This window comes from Pelistega sp. MC2, from assembly GCF_900099475.1.
In the GTDB taxonomy this organism is placed as follows: Bacteria; Pseudomonadota; Gammaproteobacteria; order Burkholderiales; family Burkholderiaceae_B; genus Taylorella; species Taylorella indica.
The window spans coordinates 400,214-418,873 of record NZ_LT628274.1; the positions used below are offsets into that span (position 1 = coordinate 400,214).

The 18,660-nt window shown below is 38.4% G+C and carries 16 protein-coding genes; 6 read left to right on the plus strand and 10 right to left on the minus strand.

Translation table 11 applies throughout. The features are described 5' to 3' along the window. Window positions 1–271: 271 nt before the first annotated feature. Both BQ4443_RS03630 and BQ4443_RS03635 read right to left on the minus strand, forming a co-directional pair. Window positions 272–1,129 carry a replication protein RepA gene (locus BQ4443_RS03630; RefSeq protein WP_256330871.1) on the minus strand — a complete coding sequence of 286 codons (858 nt, stop codon included), beginning with the start codon at window positions 1,127–1,129 and terminating at the stop codon, window positions 272–274. Beyond that, on the minus strand, window positions 1,130–1,309 hold the full coding sequence (locus tag BQ4443_RS03635) for a Cro/CI family transcriptional regulator (protein WP_071058095.1): 180 nt from the start codon (window positions 1,307–1,309) through the stop codon (window positions 1,130–1,132). It lies immediately after the preceding gene. 122 nt (window positions 1,310–1,431) lie between these two features. Between BQ4443_RS03635 and BQ4443_RS03640 the strand changes: the two genes are divergently transcribed. Together BQ4443_RS03640 and BQ4443_RS03645 are read left to right on the plus strand one after the other, a co-directional pair. Next, complete coding sequence (locus tag BQ4443_RS03640; protein WP_071058096.1) at window positions 1,432–1,782, plus strand: helix-turn-helix domain-containing protein; 351 nt, start codon at window positions 1,432–1,434, stop codon at window positions 1,780–1,782. 586 nt (window positions 1,783–2,368) lie between these two features. Beyond that, window positions 2,369–2,584 carry a hypothetical protein gene (locus BQ4443_RS03645; RefSeq protein WP_071058097.1) on the plus strand — a complete coding sequence of 72 codons (216 nt, stop codon included), beginning with the start codon at window positions 2,369–2,371 and terminating at the stop codon, window positions 2,582–2,584. A gap of 1 nt (window position 2,585) precedes the next feature. On the opposite strand, the gene BQ4443_RS03650 is transcribed toward BQ4443_RS03645, so the two are convergent. The 6 genes from BQ4443_RS03650 to purL all read right to left on the minus strand — a co-directional run bounded on the left by BQ4443_RS03650 (window position 2,586) and on the right by purL (window position 13,489). Then, window positions 2,586–3,899, minus strand: a complete 1,314-nt coding sequence (locus BQ4443_RS03650; protein WP_071058098.1) for a tyrosine-type recombinase/integrase — start codon at window positions 3,897–3,899, stop codon at window positions 2,586–2,588. A gap of 285 nt (window positions 3,900–4,184) precedes the next feature. Next, window positions 4,185–4,457, minus strand: a complete 273-nt coding sequence (locus BQ4443_RS03655; RefSeq protein WP_031274764.1) for a type II toxin-antitoxin system RelB/DinJ family antitoxin — start codon at window positions 4,455–4,457, stop codon at window positions 4,185–4,187. Window positions 4,458–4,714: 257 nt separating this feature from the next. Beyond that, window positions 4,715–5,683 (minus strand): tetratricopeptide repeat protein, encoded by a 969-nt coding sequence (locus BQ4443_RS03660; protein WP_071058099.1) that lies wholly within the window; start codon window positions 5,681–5,683, stop codon window positions 4,715–4,717. 499 nt (window positions 5,684–6,182) lie between these two features. Beyond that, window positions 6,183–7,742 (minus strand): glutamine-hydrolyzing GMP synthase, encoded by a 1,560-nt coding sequence (guaA, locus tag BQ4443_RS03665; protein ID WP_071058100.1) that lies wholly within the window; start codon window positions 7,740–7,742, stop codon window positions 6,183–6,185. Between the two features lie 78 nt (window positions 7,743–7,820). Beyond that, the gene (gene guaB / locus BQ4443_RS03670) at window positions 7,821–9,284 is read right to left on the minus strand and encodes an IMP dehydrogenase (RefSeq protein ID WP_023952215.1); all 1,464 of its coding nucleotides are present in this window, start codon (window positions 9,282–9,284) and stop codon (window positions 7,821–7,823) included. A 158-nt stretch (window positions 9,285–9,442) separates the two neighbouring features. Further along, the gene (gene purL, locus BQ4443_RS03675; RefSeq protein ID WP_071058101.1) at window positions 9,443–13,489 is read right to left on the minus strand and encodes a phosphoribosylformylglycinamidine synthase; all 4,047 of its coding nucleotides are present in this window, start codon (window positions 13,487–13,489) and stop codon (window positions 9,443–9,445) included. Window positions 13,490–13,875: 386 nt separating this feature from the next. Here purL and BQ4443_RS03680 point away from each other — a divergent pair, with 386 nt between their 5' ends. Next, complete coding sequence (locus BQ4443_RS03680) at window positions 13,876–14,769, plus strand: serine hydrolase (RefSeq protein ID WP_071058102.1); 894 nt, start codon at window positions 13,876–13,878, stop codon at window positions 14,767–14,769. A gap of 124 nt (window positions 14,770–14,893) precedes the next feature. On the opposite strand, the gene BQ4443_RS03685 is transcribed toward BQ4443_RS03680, so the two are convergent. Next, entirely contained in the window at window positions 14,894–15,610 is a 717-nt protein-coding gene (locus BQ4443_RS03685) for a dienelactone hydrolase family protein (protein ID WP_023952220.1), read from the minus strand. 135 nt (window positions 15,611–15,745) lie between these two features. Between BQ4443_RS03685 and BQ4443_RS03690 the strand changes: the two genes are divergently transcribed. After that, entirely contained in the window at window positions 15,746–16,195 is a 450-nt protein-coding gene (locus tag BQ4443_RS03690) for a GatB/YqeY domain-containing protein (RefSeq protein ID WP_023952222.1), read from the plus strand. 172 nt (window positions 16,196–16,367) lie between these two features. On the opposite strand, the gene dinB is transcribed toward BQ4443_RS03690, so the two are convergent. Continuing rightward, window positions 16,368–17,426 carry a DNA polymerase IV gene (gene dinB, locus BQ4443_RS03695; RefSeq protein WP_023952224.1) on the minus strand — a complete coding sequence of 353 codons (1,059 nt, stop codon included), beginning with the start codon at window positions 17,424–17,426 and terminating at the stop codon, window positions 16,368–16,370. Window positions 17,427–17,787: 361 nt separating this feature from the next. Here dinB and BQ4443_RS12595 point away from each other — a divergent pair, with 361 nt between their 5' ends. After that, window positions 17,788–17,916: a hypothetical protein gene (locus BQ4443_RS12595; RefSeq protein ID WP_023952226.1), complete on the plus strand. Its 129-nt coding sequence runs from the start codon at window positions 17,788–17,790 to the stop codon at window positions 17,914–17,916. 3 nt (window positions 17,917–17,919) lie between these two features. After that, window positions 17,920–18,258 (plus strand): hypothetical protein, encoded by a 339-nt coding sequence (locus BQ4443_RS03700; protein WP_023952228.1) that lies wholly within the window; start codon window positions 17,920–17,922, stop codon window positions 18,256–18,258. The last annotated feature ends 402 nt before the right edge of the window (window positions 18,259–18,660 follow it).

Here is an 18,660-nt window from a genome sequence, read left to right on the forward strand (position 1 = left end):
AAAAAAAAAAAAAAAAAAAAAATAAAATAAAATAAATATGTGAGGCAAAGGGTTTTGAACATGCAATTCCTGAATATATACTTCTAATGAATCCCTCCTCAAAATCTAAGTTGTATTGCTTACCTAGTTGGAAGCTATTTGCACCTCAAACAAAGAATACACAACAAATTGATTTTTAATAACTTTTTATGATTTTTTCGGTAAATTTTTTCTACCGTTATGACGTATTTTTTCTACCCTTCTAACGTTATTTTTCTACCCATCTAACGTTTTATTTAATCAATCTTGCTCCAGTAATGATCAAAAAACGGCTATTCGCAGATACAACAGAATCAAGATTAGGATAGTACTGTTTAATCTTAGATAATGACTCAACAAAACTTTGTTTAAAGTTATATAACCCTTTCTGTCTTTTCTTCAATAACTGATCTGCAGTCAAATGCTCATTCTCCACCTCACCACCATAATTCGCCCCAAACTGCAATTGCAAATCAGCCCATGAGATTTTAACAGCTCGATTTCTTGAGACCAAAATACTATAAGCTCTATATATCAACCACACATAAACATCCATCGTCATTGGGCTTTTTCGTAGACAATGTAGAATCGTTAAATCCAAAGGAACTGGATGCTGAACAATAGAATCAAAGAAATCTTTATTAAGTTTAATACACGACTCCCATTCTTTTTTCTGAGGAATCCACAATTCAAACCCTGAATCTGCCAATAAAATATTTTTAAATCCACTAATATTTTTATCTTTAAAATCTATTCTAAAAACGGAGGACAGAAGTCTGTTTGTTTGTTCTCGTAAGGGTTGTATATAACTACCACTGTTCCTAAGCGCCAATTTTTTTAAAAACTCAGTCTGATTTACACCTAAATACAGGATGGGACTTTGTGTTTTGACGGCTTCGGTACATAACCATGCTAATAATAATCTTGGATAAGTACCATAAGGACAACCTATCTTAGGATTAGAAAGAATACTTAAAGTCATCAACCCAGTAGTTCTCTCAAAATAATGCGTATTCAACTTAGAATGAGGCAGGGATATTTGAGCCAAATAGCGGCTCATAAACCCCAGCTCTCTTTCTTTTTGAAAAATATCGCCATCAAAAACAGCCACTCAGCTTTCCTTATGACATTTTTTCATTAATTCTGGATACTTTACCTCTAGGTACATCAACCTAGCTTTTGGAATCCCAGTAACCCTCCATTTCGAAACAGCAGCATCACTAATACCAAATAATTCTGCAACGGCTGCAGTCCCACCAAGCTCATCAATAATTTTGTTGCTATCTTTCATATTGCCCTTTCAATTTAACTTAGGTTAATGTATCATTTAACTATAGTTAATTTTAGACGCTAAAATTAATTTCAAAAATAATAACTTTAGTTAATTTTTATGTCAAGATGGATTATAGAAAGATGATGAATACTTTTTCTGAAAGACTCTTATACGCAATGAAAGAAAAGGGTGTAAGCCAGTTAGATTTGGCAAAAATAGCTGGTGTATCAACCACAGCAGTTAACAAGTGGATAAAAGGCAGCACAAAAAATATAAAAGGCACTCATTTAATCGCAGTGGCTGACTGCCTGGACGTATCCATTTCTTGGCTAGTTAACGGATGTAATGCGACCTCACCATTCAAAAAAATCTCACTAGAGGATCTACGGCACCTACCTGCAGAATACATTGAGGACATTGAGGACTATATTCTTATGAAAATACAAAAATTTGAAGAAAAACAATTAACTAAACAAGAAAGGATAGCATAAAAACATTCTCTTTCTCCAAAATTAAACTAAAGTTAATTTTAAATGTTGCTTAACAACCAACTAATATTTATTTAATTGACCATCAAAAAAACTTTAGTTAATATCAAGCCATAGAGACGACCAATCGCTCTATCGGCTCCTTAACAACCTGCAATCATAGAATTACCTCGCAAGTAATTCACTAATGACACACTCATTTTAAAGTCATTACAGGCGATTTGTCGGTGCGCCTGGTATCCACTATGATACAAAGCACGTATGCACACCATAGCATAGACAAGGTTGAGTTTACCTGTCCGACATATCATGGGCGCATGAAGTGGAAATTACTCGCTGTAAACACTTATATTTACGATGCGAAATGAGCAGAACCCTCAGAGGGAGTAAAAACTGTTGAAACGCATTAATCGAGTTGACCGGGCAGAACAGTTGTCAGATAAGGCACTGCATACTCAAGTATGCAGTGTGCTTTGGTAAGAACCCTGAGAAACAGAGTATTGACCAAAGCACTATTATCACAAGAAAACACTATAGAATTTTTTTAGAAGAGAACCCCTACCATGAACTAACCTTTAAGAGAGCAACCATGACTGATACGCCAATATCACCAGAATACTTATTGTCAGCCCGAGATATAGCAAATATTCTCGGGCTAAAAAGTGAGAACACAGTAAGAAAATGGTATTACGCAAAAACAATGCCAGAACCTGATATCAAAGGGCACAAATTTTTAAGATGGCGTGCCACTACCATCAGTGAGTTTTTAAAAGATCCTGAAAGCTGGCGCGCCAAAAATTTATAACTTAATCATCCAAAAATTTTACTCCAAAACGGCTTGGCACCTCACCTCCAAAACGACGACTAAGCACCTCGTATGTACTTGTCTTAAAACCAGCTCTGTGACCCTTTGGTTCATTATAATCAAAGAACCCTTTCGGAGCATGATTATCCAAGAAATCAGCCCACACCTGCATCATTTCTACCCTTTGCTTCAAGTAGGTTGCATGGTTATAAGCAGCACTAACCCGATTTGGTTCTGCATGCGCCAACTGTGCTTCGATATGCTGATGAGGAAAATCCATTTCGTGCAATGCTGTACTAGCCAATCCACGAAATCCATGCCCGGTCATTTTATCTCTATATCCCATACGATATAAAGCAAACAGTATCGTGTTATTTGATATAGATTTCTCACCCTTCCTGCCTGAGCTAGATGGAAATAGCCACTTTGTCCCAGATGAATAATGATGCAATTCTCTTAACAGATTAAGCGCTTGTTTACTCAATGGCACAATATGCTCTTTACCCATTTTCATCCTCTCTGCAGGAATAATCCAACGATGATTGAGTAAATCCAATTCACTCCATTGCGCATTAATTAATTCACTTGTCCGCACGAACGTAAGTAACATCAATTTAATGGCAATAACTGTAATTGGAGAGCCTGTGTATAGATCAATATCTTCTAGTAATTGAGGAATTTCGTGAGTATGAATACGCTTAAAGTTAACCCTTTTACGGCTAGGAATCAAATCTCCTGGACGAATTTCAGGCAAAGGTACTGTCACATACTCTCGAGCATACGCAAATCTCATGATTTGATTAATTTTTTGTAGTGTTCTTTTGGCAATATCAAAAGCACCTCTAGCCACAATGGATTCAATTAAGCGTCTAATATCAGAGTAAACAAGTTCTTTAATGGGAATATTGCCAATTTCTGGGAACACAACGTTATACAGCCCTGTTAATGTCGTTTGGGTGTAATGCTGTGCTTTTCCATAGTGCCAGTAGTCCCACCACTTAAGAGCAACCACTTCAAATGTATTTGCCTTATCCTGATTGATAATAGCCTGTTTTTGTGTCTTATCAACCATAGGATCAGTTCCCTGCTCCAAAAGGAGCATGGCTTTACGGTGCAGCTCTCGTGCCTGTTTTAATGAGATTTCTGGATAGACCCCCAAAGCCAAGGTCTTGCGCTTCTGATTAAACTTATAATCAAATCGCCAATACTTATTACCACGGCTCGTAACAAGCAAATACAGACCTTTTCCGTCTGTTAATTTGGAGGATTTATTGGAAGGGATAATGACTGTCTTAATTTCTTTGTCTGTAAGCATACGGTATCTACTCCATTAAAAATAGGAAATACCGTCACTTTAGACTAATTTGATACCGTAAAAAAGCAAGGATTTTATATAATATTAAATCCCGCTTAATCACTGTATTGTTTGTCGGAAATCGACCTAACAGATTGAGAAATAAGGATTTTTAAGAGTTATTAAGTCTACCTAAATATCCTTAAGTGTGAAACTGCTGGTCGGGACTAAGAATTTCTACTAGCTCAGTACATAAACCAAACTTCTTTAAGTCCTTATCAAAATGCTTTGAAGTTTGTAGTGCTCTCATGACACTGCTTTAACAAAGTCCTCTAAGCGTTCATATCGAGTGGTTCGCCCTTGCTTAACGTCTTCAATCGCTTCTAGCAACAGCTTTTCACCATTTTTACTTAACGTATCCCTTCTCTTCTCAAAAGATAGAGGCAAACTCTCTGTATCAGCCACTTGCTTAAGCACAAGACGAATAAACTGACTAGGTGTTAAGCCAAAGCTCTCTATCACACTAAACGATTTATTTTTTAACTGATCATCTAAACGCAAATTAAAATTAGTTGACATTTGCAATACTCCTGTTACTACGTTGTAATTTCATTGTATCACAATATAACTATTTAATCTAAACAAACTCTATCCCCAATGCGGGGGTTTATCTGAAATAGCCACAAGCTTTAATCCTATCGCCTCTAAGACTTAAATAATCCCATAACGGGGATTATCAGCACTACCTGACAAGGCTATAAAGTAACTCGCATCCAATTGCAACATCGTTAACAATCTACATCAAACAATCTATTTTACATCACCCCAAACTTAACTTATTGTGCGATTGCTTTTTCAATTTGTTTAATAGCATCACATCCTTCTTGCTGTCCATTATTACAAGCCTGTGTAAAATAACGTTTGGCTTTATCAATATCTTGTGGAACATCTGTGCCATTGGCATAAATAGCACCTAAATTAAATTGTGCTCGACTTGAATTTTTGCTTGCTGCTTCTGTGTAGTATTGAATTGCTTTATGAGTATCTTTTGTTACACCCAAGCCATCACCATACATCAAACCCAAATGAAATAATGCGTCTGCATTACCCTCTTTTGAAGCATTCTCCAACAAAGGCTTGGCTTTAGCAAAATCTTGCTCAACACCCTCTCCTGATAAATAAATCATTCCAAGCAATGCCTGTGCTTCTATTTGTCCCTGTGCAGAAGCTTTTTCAAGTAACTCTTTTGCCTTTTGAGGATCTTTTTTCAACCCGCCCTTACCGAACCAATAATATTGCCCTAGATTAAATTGCGCGTTTTTATGCCCCTGCTCAGCCGCTAAACTAAACCACTTAATTGCTTGTTTATCATCTTTTTGTATCCCTTGAGGTAAATAATACATTTGACCTAGATGGAATTGGGCACTTGCATAACCGTCATTCGCCGCTTTTTCAAACCAAGAGCGAGCTTTTTCATAGTCTTTTTTTTCACCAGCCAAGCCCTCTAAATAGGTTTGACCTAAATTATATTTCGCCTCTGGTAAGGTTTTTGCTGCTTTTTCTAACCATTGGACAGCCAATTTACCATCTTGTTTGACCTGATCGCCTGTTTGATACATTAAGCCTAAATTATTTTGCGCACCTGCATTTCCTTTTTCAGCTAACGCTTTTACCCGAGGAAAATCAGTAATAGTCGCTCGTCTTTTTGTTTCATGATTGTCGTTTCCTGCTTGGTTGGCATAAGACAAAGGCGAACTTAATAATAGCCCACCAAGCAAAGTAGTAATCAATGATTTTTTTAACATGACAATCTCCTATTCTTTATTTCTCTTATCAATAAAATGATTAAACACTCTAAACTGAATTTAAATGATAGAAGATTATTTTTACATGTTACTTACGTCAAACCTATAGCAAATAGTAACGAGACGTAAATCAGTTTTAGAGGGTTGAATTAAAGATACTAATAAACGATTAGATGTGACGAATGATTGTTGGACAGTGGATGATTAAGAAGCAAGAGACGAAGCAAAATCAGCATCTTTGCTATAGGGATTTGATTTTAGCGTCAGAAATTGACGGTAAAATTAGCAATAAAATGACGGTAAATTTATTTTTACCGTCAATTATACCGTCAAAAAAGTGAAGTACTATGACAAGCTAGAGGCTCTCAGAATCCCACTTCGAGCTAGAGGCTCTCAGAATCCCACTTCGAGCCAGAGGCTCTCAGAATCCCACTTCGAGCCAGAGGCTCTCAGAATAATTAGGCGAGGAATAGTCCACTAGGACTATTCCTTGTCCTAATTATTCCCATTCTATCGTAGCTGGAGGCTTACCTGAAATATCGTATACCACTCGAGAAATGCCATCCACTTCGTTGATAATACGATTAGAGATTTTGCCTAGTAATTCATAAGGTAGGTGTGCCCAATGCGCTGTCATAAAGTCAATTGTTTCTACAGCACGAATAGACACCACCCAATCATACTTACGCCCATCACCCATAACGCCTACTGATTTAACGGGTAGGAATACAGTAAAGGCTTGGCTAACTTTGTAATACCAATCGGCTTTATGCAACTCTTCGATAAAAATCGCATCGGCACGTCGTAATAAATCGCAATATTCTTTTTTCACTTCGCCTAATACACGCACGCCTAAGCCTGGTCCCGGGAATGGGTGGCGATTAATCATTTCTGCTGGTAAGCCAAGTGCTAAACCAATTTTGCGGACTTCATCCTTAAATAATTCACGTAATGGCTCTACAAGACCTAGCTTCATATAATCAGGTAAGCCACCAACATTATGATGTGACTTAATGACATGAGCTTTGCCTGTTTTACTGGCTGCTGATTCAATAACATCTGGATAAATAGTACCTTGGGCAAGCCATTTTGCTGTACTGAGTTTTTTAGACTGCTCTTCAAAAACATCAATAAATACTTTACCAATAATTTTACGTTTAGCTTCTGGATCAGACTCCCCTTTTAATGCATCCATAAAACGAGCTTCTGCATCCACTTTGGTAATATTTAAACCAAATTTATCGCCAAACATATGCATCACTTGATCAGCTTCATTTAAACGCAATAAACCATTATCCACGAATACGCAATGTAAATTTTTACCAATAGCAAGGTGCAATAATAACGCCGCCACGGATGAATCCACACCACCCGATAAGCCTAGTATCACTTCATCATCACCAACCTGTGCTTTGATACGAGCTACCGCATCTTCAATAATGTTTTCAGCAGTCCAATTGGCTTCACAAGCACAGATGTTAAGTACAAAGTTCTTTAATAATTCAAGACCTTTTTTCGTATGTGTCACTTCTGGGTGGAACTGTACACCATAAAAACGGCGAGTTTCATCTGCCATAGCCGCTATTGGACATGTTGATGTCACCGCTGTGACCTGAAATTGCTCTGGTAGTCTAGTAACTTTATCACCATGACTCATCCACACATCTAGACGTTGCAGCTCATCACCTAAATCACCGAGTAATTTATCCTTGACTTTAATATCCACAGCGGCATAGCCAAATTCTCTGTGTTCAGACCCTTCGGTTAAGCCACCTAGTTGCATTGCCATTGTTTGCATACCATAGCAAATGCCTAATACTGGGACGCCTGCATTAAATACATATTCAGGTGCTCTTGGACTATTATCTTCCGTGGTACTTTCTGGACCACCTGATAAAATTATCCCTGTTGGATTAAATTCTTTAATGGCTTGTTCTGAGACATCCCATGCCCAAAGTTCGCAATAAACACCGATTTCACGCACACGACGTGCAATTAGCTGCGTGTATTGAGAGCCAAAGTCTAAAATAAGGATTTTATGATTGTGGATATTATTCATTGTTCAGTCTTTATATAAGAAATCCCCTACTTATAGAAAACTCTTTAAATAGGGGATAAACATTACTAAATAGGCTAATTAATCAGCACGATAGTTCGGTGCTTCTTTAGTGATTTGTACATCGTGTACATGAGACTCACGCACACCAGCCGCTGTGATTTCCACAAACTGCGGCTTAGTACGCATATCTTCAATGGAAGCACAACCACAATACCCCATTGAGGCACGCACACCACCAATTAATTGATAAATAATAGCTAATACACTACCTTTATAAGGTACGCGACCTTCGATACCTTCTGGTACTAATTTATCTGCATTATTGGCTTCATTATCTTGGAAATAACGATCAGCAGATCCTTTTTCCATCGCACCTAAGCTACCCATACCACGATATGATTTATACGAACGACCTTGGAATAGGATGACTTCACCAGGAGCTTCTTCTGTACCTGCAAACATACCACCAAGCATACAAGCATGCGCACCAGCCACTAATGCTTTTGATACATCCCCTGAGAAACGAATACCACCGTCAGCAATTAGCGGTACACCAGAACCCTCTAGTGCTTTGGCAACATCGGCAATCGCGGTAATTTGAGGAACACCTACACCTGCAACAATACGTGTAGTACAAATAGAGCCAGGACCAATCCCTACTTTGACCCCGTCAGCACCAGCCTCAACTAGGGCTAGAGCTGCTTCACCTGTAGCAATATTGCCACCAATAACATCTACTTTAGGGAAGTTTTGTTTTACCCAACGGACTCGATCTAATACGCCTTGAGAATGTCCATGTGCTGTATCAACAATAATCACATCAACGCCAGCTGCTACTAATTTACTCACGCGTTCTTCGGTACCTTCTCCAACACCAACCGCTGCACCAACACGTAATTGACCTAGGGCGTCTTTATTGGCATTAGGATGCTCTGTATTTTTAAAAATATCTTTAACCGTCGCTAAACCACGTAACTCAAAAGCATCATTTACAATTAAAACACGTTCTAAACGGTGTTTGTGCATTAAGGCTTGTGCCTCTTCTAACGTACCATGCTCATTCATGGTAACTAATCGTTCTTTTGGTGTCATCACGTTAGCAATACGTTCGTCCAAACGATCTTCAAAACGTAAGTCACGGTTAGTCACGATACCGACTACTTTACCGTTTTCAACAACAGGCAAACCAGAGATACCATTCTCTTTTTGTAAGGCAACAGCCTCTCTCACTGTTGTTTGTGGTGAAACAGTCACAGGATCAATCACCACACCGAACTCATGTCGCTTAACACGTGACACTTCTAACGCTTGTTGGTCAGCAGACATATTTTTGTGAATGATACCAATCCCACCCTCTTGAGCCATAGCAATAGCTAATCGCGACTCTGTCACGGTATCCATGGCAGCAGAAATAAGAGGAATATTAAGGGAAATGTTACGAGTGAGTTGAGTTTTTAGAGACGTGTCGCGAGGCAACACATTTGAATACGCAGGAACCAATAATACATCATCAAAGGTAAGCGCTTTTTTAATGAGACGCATGAAATACTCCAAGCACAAAAACCGATTATACGCCTATCAAATTCAATATTCAAGTCAATTATCAATAAACCGTTGATTTGTAAGCGTTTTACAACCACTTAATTATAGAGCAGATAAATATTGAATCTATCTGCTTTGCCATTTGTATAAAAAGAGAATTATTTTAAGAACACACGCGCATTCATAAACATTCTCATCCAAGGTGAATAATCTCCACCTGAGTCCTGTTCGCCCCATTTTTCAGGGCTCCAAGACATCATCACATTACGAGTCACACGTTCAGGATGAGGCATCATAACGGTAAAGCGACCATCGGCTGTTGTCACCCCAGCGATACCATTAATACTGCCATTTGGGTTAGCTGGATATGCCTCTGTAATCATGCCATTGTTATTGACATAACGCAGTGCTGTATATACTTCATTAATATCGCCCTGAGCCGCAAAATTAGCAAACCCTTCGCCATGAGCAACAGCAATAGGCACTTGTGTACCTGCCATACCAGATAAGAAGATTGACGGTGATTCTGGAATCTCAACCATAGTCAATCGTGCCTCATATTTGGCTGAGGTATTTTGGGTAAATTTTGGCCAATGGTTAGCGCCAGGGATTATATCTGCCAAGTTTGCCATCATCTGACAACCATTACACACACCTAAACCAAAGACATCAGGACGATTAAAGAACGTTGTAAACTGTTCCGCTAATTGTGCATTAAAACGAATGGTTCTCGCCCAACCTTCACCTGCACCTAGCACATCGCCATAACTAAATCCACCTACAGCAACTAGGCCTTGGTAATCACTCAGTTTTGTTCTACCACTAATCAAGTCTGTCATATGCACATCAAAAGCATTAAACCCTGCTTTATCAAATGCCCAAGCCATTTCGATATGGCTATTACATCCCTGCTCTCTCAAAATAGCGACAGCTGGTTTTGCTCCCGTATTGATAAACGGCATAGCAATATTTTCTTGAGGATTGAAAGCAACTTTGGGTGACATCCCTGGGTCACTTGTATCTTGCCAACGATTAAACTCCGCCAAGGCTGTTTTTGGATTATCTCGTTGCTTCATGATCTCGTAACTAACTTTACTCCATTCCTGACCTAAATCAGCACGATTAAAGTCAAAAATAACCCGACCATCACGATAAAATTCAATTTTATCTTTGTTATTTAAGCTACCAATTACATATGTGCATAATGATAAGCCTGCTTCACGCAAGACTTGTAAAATAGCATCACGATCGCTACTTCTAACTTGGATAACAGCTCCTAACTCTTCATTAAATAATGCTTTAAAGGTGCTTTCATCACGCTGTACAGAGACTTGCTCAGGTCTAATTTTGTAATCCCCCCAATCGGCACTATTGGCATCAAACGTAAGCATATCCACGTTTACCGAAACACCCACATGCCCAGCAAATGCCATCTCTGCCACCGTCGCAAATAAACCACCATCCGAACGATCGTGATACGCTAAAATTGCACCGTCTTGTGCTAAGGCGCGAATAGCGACAAAGAATTTACGTAATAATTCTGCATCCTCAATATCGGGTACTTCATGCCCAAATTGATTAGTAACATGCGATAGGACTGAGCCTCCTAGACGATTTTTACCCTGCCCCAAATCAATGAAGATTAAGGCTGTATCACCACAATCTGTTCTCAATTGAGGCGTTAATGTCTTACGCGCATCACTCACATTAGCAAAAGCCGTCACAATCAGAGAAACCGGTGAGATCACCTCTTGTTTTTCATCATTCTGTTGCCATGATGTACGCATAGAGAGTGAGTCTTTACCCACAGGAATTGACAAACCTACTTCCTGACAGAACTTACTCACCGCGGTCACTGTATCATATAAGGCAGCATCTTGACCTTTGACACCAGTAGCCGCCATCCAGTTGGCTGACAATTTAATATCTTCAATCTTCTCAACATCAGCCGCTACTAGATTAGTCATAGACTCTGCAATTGCCATACGACCAGATGCAGGCGCATTGATAATAGCCAATGGACTTCTTTCACCCATTGCCATCGCTTGACCGGTATATCCCTCATAAGAATCTAACGTAACCGCACAATCTGCTACAGGTACTTGCCAAGGACCCACCATCTGATCACGTGCATTTAACCCACCTACACTACGGTCACCAATAGTAATTAGGAAAGTTTTATTTGCCACTGTTGGATGACGCATTACCTGACGACCAATTTCATCAAAATCTAGCCCAACCACATCCACAGGTGCACTAGTCAATTGTTCACGCTGAACATCACGATGCATGCGTGGAGGTTTACCTAAAATCACATCAATAGGCACATCAACAGGACGAACGACTGTTGCCAATTGGGTACTCGTTTCACCTACTTCACCAGGCAAGCCTTCACCATTTACCACACGTAATACACGCTCTTCAGTCGCGATCCCCACAACAGCATAAGGGCAACGCTCACGTGCACATATCTTATCGAATAAGTCTAAATTCTCAGGCAGGATAGATAATACATAACGCTCTTGTGACTCATTACTCCAAATTTCTGCCGCAGACATTCCGGATTCTTCTAGATGAACACGTTTTAAGTCAAAAATAGCACCACGTCCAGCATCATTCACCAATTCAGGGAAAGCATTAGACAGACCACCAGCACCCACATCATGGATAGCCACGATAGGATTTTTATCCACTAATTGCCAGCATGCATCAATCACTTCTTGTGCACGTCGTTCTAGTTCTGGATTACCACGTTGTACAGAATCAAAGTCCAAACTCTCCGTGTTGCTACCCACACTCATACTAGAAGCGGCACCACCACCCATACCAATACGCATACCCGGACCACCTAACTGGATAAGTAAAGCCCCTGCAGGTATTTCATCTTTATGGGTTAATTTATCATCAATACTACCTAGACCACCCGCAATCATGATTGGCTTATGATAGCCCCATTTCTGACCCGCTACTGTCTGTTCAAAAACACGGAAATAACCCAATAAGTTTGGGCGTCCAAACTCATTATTAAAGGCAGCACCACCGATAGGTCCTTGAATCATAATATCCACTGGACTTGAAATACGGCTAGGCATGCCATGAGAATCGCTCTCCCATTTCTCTGTCGCCTCATTTAGATGAAGATTAGACACCGTAAAGCCTGTTAAGCCTGCTTTAGGCTTAGAGCCTCGTCCTGTCGCCCCTTCATCGCGTATCTCTCCGCCAGCACCAGTAGAAGCACCGGGGAAAGGAGCTATCGCTGTTGGATGGTTGTGTGTTTCCACTTTCATCAATGTATGAGTCAAACGTTGGTGCATACCATAACGAGCTGATGAACCAGCAGACTCAATTGGGTAAAAACGATTAACCTCTCGCCCCTGCATAATTGCCGCATTATCAGAATAAGCAACTACCGTACCTTGTGGCTGAGCATTATGCGTATCACGAATCATGCCAAACAATGTTTTTTCTTGAGCTTGTCCATCAATTGTCCATGTGGCATTAAAAATTTTATGGCGGCAATGTTCACTATTTGCCTGCGCAAACATCATTAACTCGACATCTGTAGGATTACGCCCCAACTCACTAAATGCGTTGTGTAAATAGTCCACTTCATCATCTGATAAAGCCAAACCTAGCGTTTTATTTGCTACTTCTAACGCTTGCTTACCTTCGCTCAACACATCAACCTGTTGCAAAGGCTTACCCTCTAATTCCGTCATTAGGGTCGATGCATCAAAGTCACTATTAACAACTGACTCTGTCATACAATCATGAATCACATCAGCAATTTGTTGGATATGTTCATCAGAGAATTTTTTACTTCCTAACCAGCCTGACTCTGGCACAATCGTATAAGCAATACCACGCTCAATGCGTTTAATATTGCTCAATCCACAATTATGTGCAATATCCGTTGCCTTACTTGCCCAAGGTGATACAGTACCTACACGAGGAATCACTCTTAGCACCAGAAATCTATCATTGATTTTATTGTCATCCTCTACTGAGGTCTTGCCATAATTCAGTAAATTCTCTAATTGTGTCTGTTCTTGAGTAGATAACTCACCCTCCACAAATACATAGTGCTCATAGCGAGCAGAAATTTGTTGTACAGGAATCTGAGTTTTCTTGAGGTCTTCAATTAATTTTTCAGCTTTGAATGAGGTCAGCGCAATAGAGCCGGGGATAAATTGATAAGTCGTCACTTTGTAGTTTCGCTTAAAAAAGAAGATAAAATAAAAACGAGCTAGGAATTAGTTATCTCGCCAAATTAAGCCTCTATTTTACTGTTTTTTGCTATTTTTTTCTGTTATCTATTCAGTTAAGAGAATAAAACAAAATATTGATGATCATTTTTTCCTATGAAAAAGTAATAATCGAAAAAATTGTAAAAAAGTTTAAAAACATGATACCTATTGGTTTTTAGCATCTTGTTATTTTTATTGGACTTTTTCTCACGGTTAATAATTGAGATTTACCTCAACTTAAAATTTTTTTTAGGAAAAACCCCTAAATAGTTAATTTTGCTATATATTTTTTTTAAATTAAACGCTATAATAGCCATACCCTAAACCTATAATAAATTATATCTATGCTACTGAAACTATCTAAGCAATTTTGCTATGGTGCTTTGTGCACTCTTTTCTTGGGGCAAGCTACATTTGCTCAAGAAGATAATATAAATGCCGCCAATGATTTAACGTCTGCCAAAGTAATAGGTATGGCTCAAGGTGGTGGTGTTATTAACTCCGAAGTCGCTTTGGTGATGTCATTAAATGACAATCATATTGAGTATTCAAAAAATATGAATACGGTGCGCCCAATCGCTTCCATCTCTAAATTAATGACAGCATTAGTTATCGCTCGCTCAAAAGTTAATTTAGATGAGCTAATTACGATCACTAATGATGATGTGGACTATGTCAAAAAATCTGCTTCTCGTCTATCTGTAGGAACTACCCTAACTCGTCGTGAAGCATTATTATTAGCCTTGATGTCATCTGAAAACCGTGCCGCACATGCTTTAGCACGCACTTACCCCGGTGGCGAAGCAAATTTTGTGAAAGAAATGAATGCTATGGCACGCACGATTGGTATGACACGTAGCCGTTTTGTTGAGCCAACTGGTTTATCTCCCCAAAACGTAGCATCACCTCAAGATTTGGTACGTTTATTGCAAGCTACTTATAAAGAACCTATTATTCACCAATTTACCACTAGTGATGACTACACTATCACGACAGCAAGTGGTCGTGCTCAAAAATACCATAATACCAACCGTTTAATCCGTAATAACGACTGGAAAATTGGTATTTCTAAAACAGGTTATATTCGTGAAGCAGGCAACTGCTTAGTGATGATTTCAAAAGTTAATGGTAAAGATATGGCAATTGTTCTTCTCAATGGTGAGAAAACGGTTACTCGCTTTACCGATGCTATCCGTGTACGTCATATCGTGCAAAACGATTATCCGTCACTTTATTAATACGGCATAACTTAACAAATCACCTGTATATAGGTATATAGTATTTCCAAGCATAGCGACTAAGAAAGGTCAGATTCTTAGTCTTTATGCTTTTTTAGTGCCTTATATTTTATGCTTGAATGTCCTAATGAATGCTATCCTGTTTAGAAGCTGGGTCAGGACTTAAGGCACTTTCTTGAGCTTCTTTCCAATAACGCAATGGCACACACGACAACAAGCGTTGCATCATTTGCTCAATTAATAGCGTAGAAAATGAATGTTCTATCTGATGGGCAACATCAATCGTTGCATCTCCTTCAAGGGCAGCAATTGTTTGCTGTGCACTAACAGCATGTGCAAAAGGAATCAATTTATCTTGTCCTGCATGTAATAAATGAATCGTTTGATCCAATGACAATTTTTCTGTTGGTAACTCGGCATAACGACTACCAAACGTAATCACCCTACCCGCCAAAGGCTCTGCAAGCTTGGTTAATTCTAAGACTAAACTACCAATTTGTCCTATACCAATCACAGCCGTTGCCGCAGAATCAATCTGTAAATGAGATTGAAAGGTTTTAATAAGCCCTTGTAAATCCTGCTGATGTTGTTGAACAAAAGACTTAATTTGCTCATCACTCAAACTATGATGTTCAACTAATGATTCGTAATGAGTTAATTTTTCCCCAGGACTTGCTAAGACAATTGCTGCGCTAGGAAATGTCTTGGCAATAGCTTGAATGACTTCTTGATAGCCCGCTTGTTTATCATGACGTTCATGTGCATCTGTGAATATCATAAATAGCTGTGATACCTGCCCACCTTGGGGTTGTAATGCTTGTTCAATGGTAAAAAGTGACATAAAAAACCTTTTCATCTCATTATTATATTGCTTGTGTGCTTTTTAACTCTGCTAAAATAACACCATAGATTATCTTGTATCTTTGTATTTTACACTTATTCATTTTTTATACCTATTCATCTAAAGAGATTCATCATGTCATTAAAAGAAACGATTACCCAGCAAGTAAAAGAAGCGATGAAAGCTAAACAAACAGCACGTCTAGCAACGCTCCGTTTTTTACAAGCCGCTATCAAACAAAAAGAAGTGGATGAAAGAGTCGAACTATCTGACGGCGATGTTTTAGCTATTATTGAAAAACAAATTAAGCAACGCAAAGAGTCTATTTCAGCGTTTGAAGCCGCAGGTCGTACAGAAACAGCAGAAGCTGAAAAAGCGGAATTAGCTGTCTTATCTGAATTTTTACCTGAACAAGCATCTGATGAAGAGCTAATGACAGAAATTAAAGCGGCTCTTGCTGAAGTAGCAGCTCAAGGAGTAACTGGTGCACCTGCTATGGGTAAAGCGATGGCTATTCTTAAACCTAAATTAGCTGGTCGTGCAGATATGGGTAAAGTATCTCAATTACTCAAAGCTGCTCTATAATGCTTTAAGCTATAGATATAAGTAGGATTAACGTTTACACATACGCTTCACAAGCGAATAAACTATGGATTGTTAAGGGTTAAAATTTTAATGATTAAACTTTCTCATTAGCAACTAATTATTAAGATTGAAAAGAGTTAAGTCTTTAGCATTAAAATTTGTCGTTTAACGATTAAAGCAATGAGATCTGTGCTGATTGCTCCTCATCCATAAAAGTGCCCACACCAATGCCAAATAAGCGAAATAACTTATTTGGCATTTCTTGTTGAGTGGATAGTAATAACTGCCTTGCTGCATTTAGCATATCCTCTTCTGATTGAAACGGCACGTCATATGTCTTGCTACGTGTGATCACCTTAAATTGTTGTGTTTTAAACTTTACTGTAACGCTACGAGCAAAACGATTTTTCCTGAGCAATTGTTGCCATAATTTATCACTCAAACGGGTTAATACATCGCTCATTTGCATAATCGGAATATCAGTATCAAATGTTGTTTCAACAGAAATTTGTTTAGCTAATTGCCTTTCCTGTACTGGACGCTCATCAATTCCCCTAGCTAATTCGTACAACCGTAGCCCATATTTACCAAAATGAAAAGTCAGTTCCTCTAAACTTCTCTTAGACATATCTTCCACAGTGAACATATTTAGCTGATGAAACTTTGACAACGTCACTTTTCCAACGCCGGGTATTTTTTCTAAAGGAAGTGGTAATAAAAATGCCATCAATTTTTGAGGGGACACTACACAAATACCATTTGGTTTATTCCAATCCGAAGCAATTTTAGCAATAAACTTATTCGGCGCAACGCCTGCAGAAGCTGTCAATTGTGTTTGTTGAAAAATCTCTTTACGAATCAAATTAGCTGTTTCCGTTGCAGAGGCTATACCTCTTAAATTATGCGTCACATCTAAATAAGCTTCGTCTAAAGAAAGAGGTTCTATTAAGTGAGTATATTGCTCAAAAATCTGACGAATCTGTCTAGATACTTGGCGATATAGCTCAAAATGGGGAGGAATATAAATAGCTTGAGGACATAGTTTCTTAGCTCGACTTACCGACATGGCTGAACGCAAGCCAAATTTTCTTGCTTCGTATGAGGCGGCACAGATGACTGAACGTGGTCCGTCCCACGCTACCACAACAGGCAAGCCTTTTAGATGAGGATTCTCTCTTAACTCAACTGATGCATAAAAAGCATCCATATCGATATGAATAATTTTTCTCATTCGGCTGAAGCGTACAAATATTATAGGTATAAACTGACAGCATAACGGCTAGTCTGCTAGTCAAAAATAACACCTCTTATTTTACTTGAATAGAAGCTATTCAGCTCAAATCATCACCATTGAAATTTAAACAGCCGTTTTTAGTTTTGTTTCTTTTAGTTTTGTTCCTATTTAACTGTTTAATGATCCTAGACACTTAGCTTCTTAATCGTTTAACGATTGAACTACTTAACAGTTTAACTGCTTAACTACTTGCTGTATTAACGGCTTAACTATTACTCTTAGCTGCTTTTTAGTAGTATGATTGAAATACTGTTTATAACGATTTAAAACAACCTTTGTATTTTTACAGAAGATCATAATGAAAAAATTTATCCCTATTCTCCTATGTAGCCTATTGCTTGTCGCTTGTGCAGGTAAAAAAGATGATCGTCCACCTCCACCAGCAGATATCCCTCCTCCAACTGATTTATTACAAAAGAAATCTTAGGTTATGAGTAGCAGTGATTATTTCCTCCATTCGGAGATAAATCGCCAATTTGAGGGTGGCTTAGAAATCAAAACAGAGGTTAATAATTTAACCCTGTTTGTTTGTTTTTACCTATCTGAAACAGATTTCGATGCCCTCCCCCACATTATTCCTGAAGAACGCTTTCAAACAGGTCATAATGTACACGTTGGTGAACTGAATGCACAGATTGATGTTGCTGATGAAATGGAGTCTATTCTTGCCAATATGGATGACGGTGATACGGTGGTGTTTTTCTGTGAGGATGAAGATAATATTGTGGATGGTTTAACCTTTATCAATGCTAGCCATATCTTATCTTGAGCTGCTATTGTCTTGTCTTAGGCCGTTAGACCTACGTTGTTATTTTCCTTATACTAACTCAGCGTTAATAGATACTCTCTAGTACATAATACCCCTTTGATATTTTAATTTACCAAATAAATTCCCAACCTCACAATGTTGATGGTTATGTAAGTAAAAAGAAAATATTAAAGAGATTTTTATTGTTCTCTTTTAAACTATTTATAGTTAAACTAATTGAATGTTCATGACTCTCACGGCTTTATTTTTAATTTCATAAGCATTTAATTTGAGAACTTTTCTCTACTCAGAATACGTATCTTCTCTATTTAAGCCAAAAATCAATTATTTATCTCTTGGCGTGAATAGCGTAATTATATTCATTTATTAAAAACACGATTTTTTGTCAGTCTAAATTAGGCT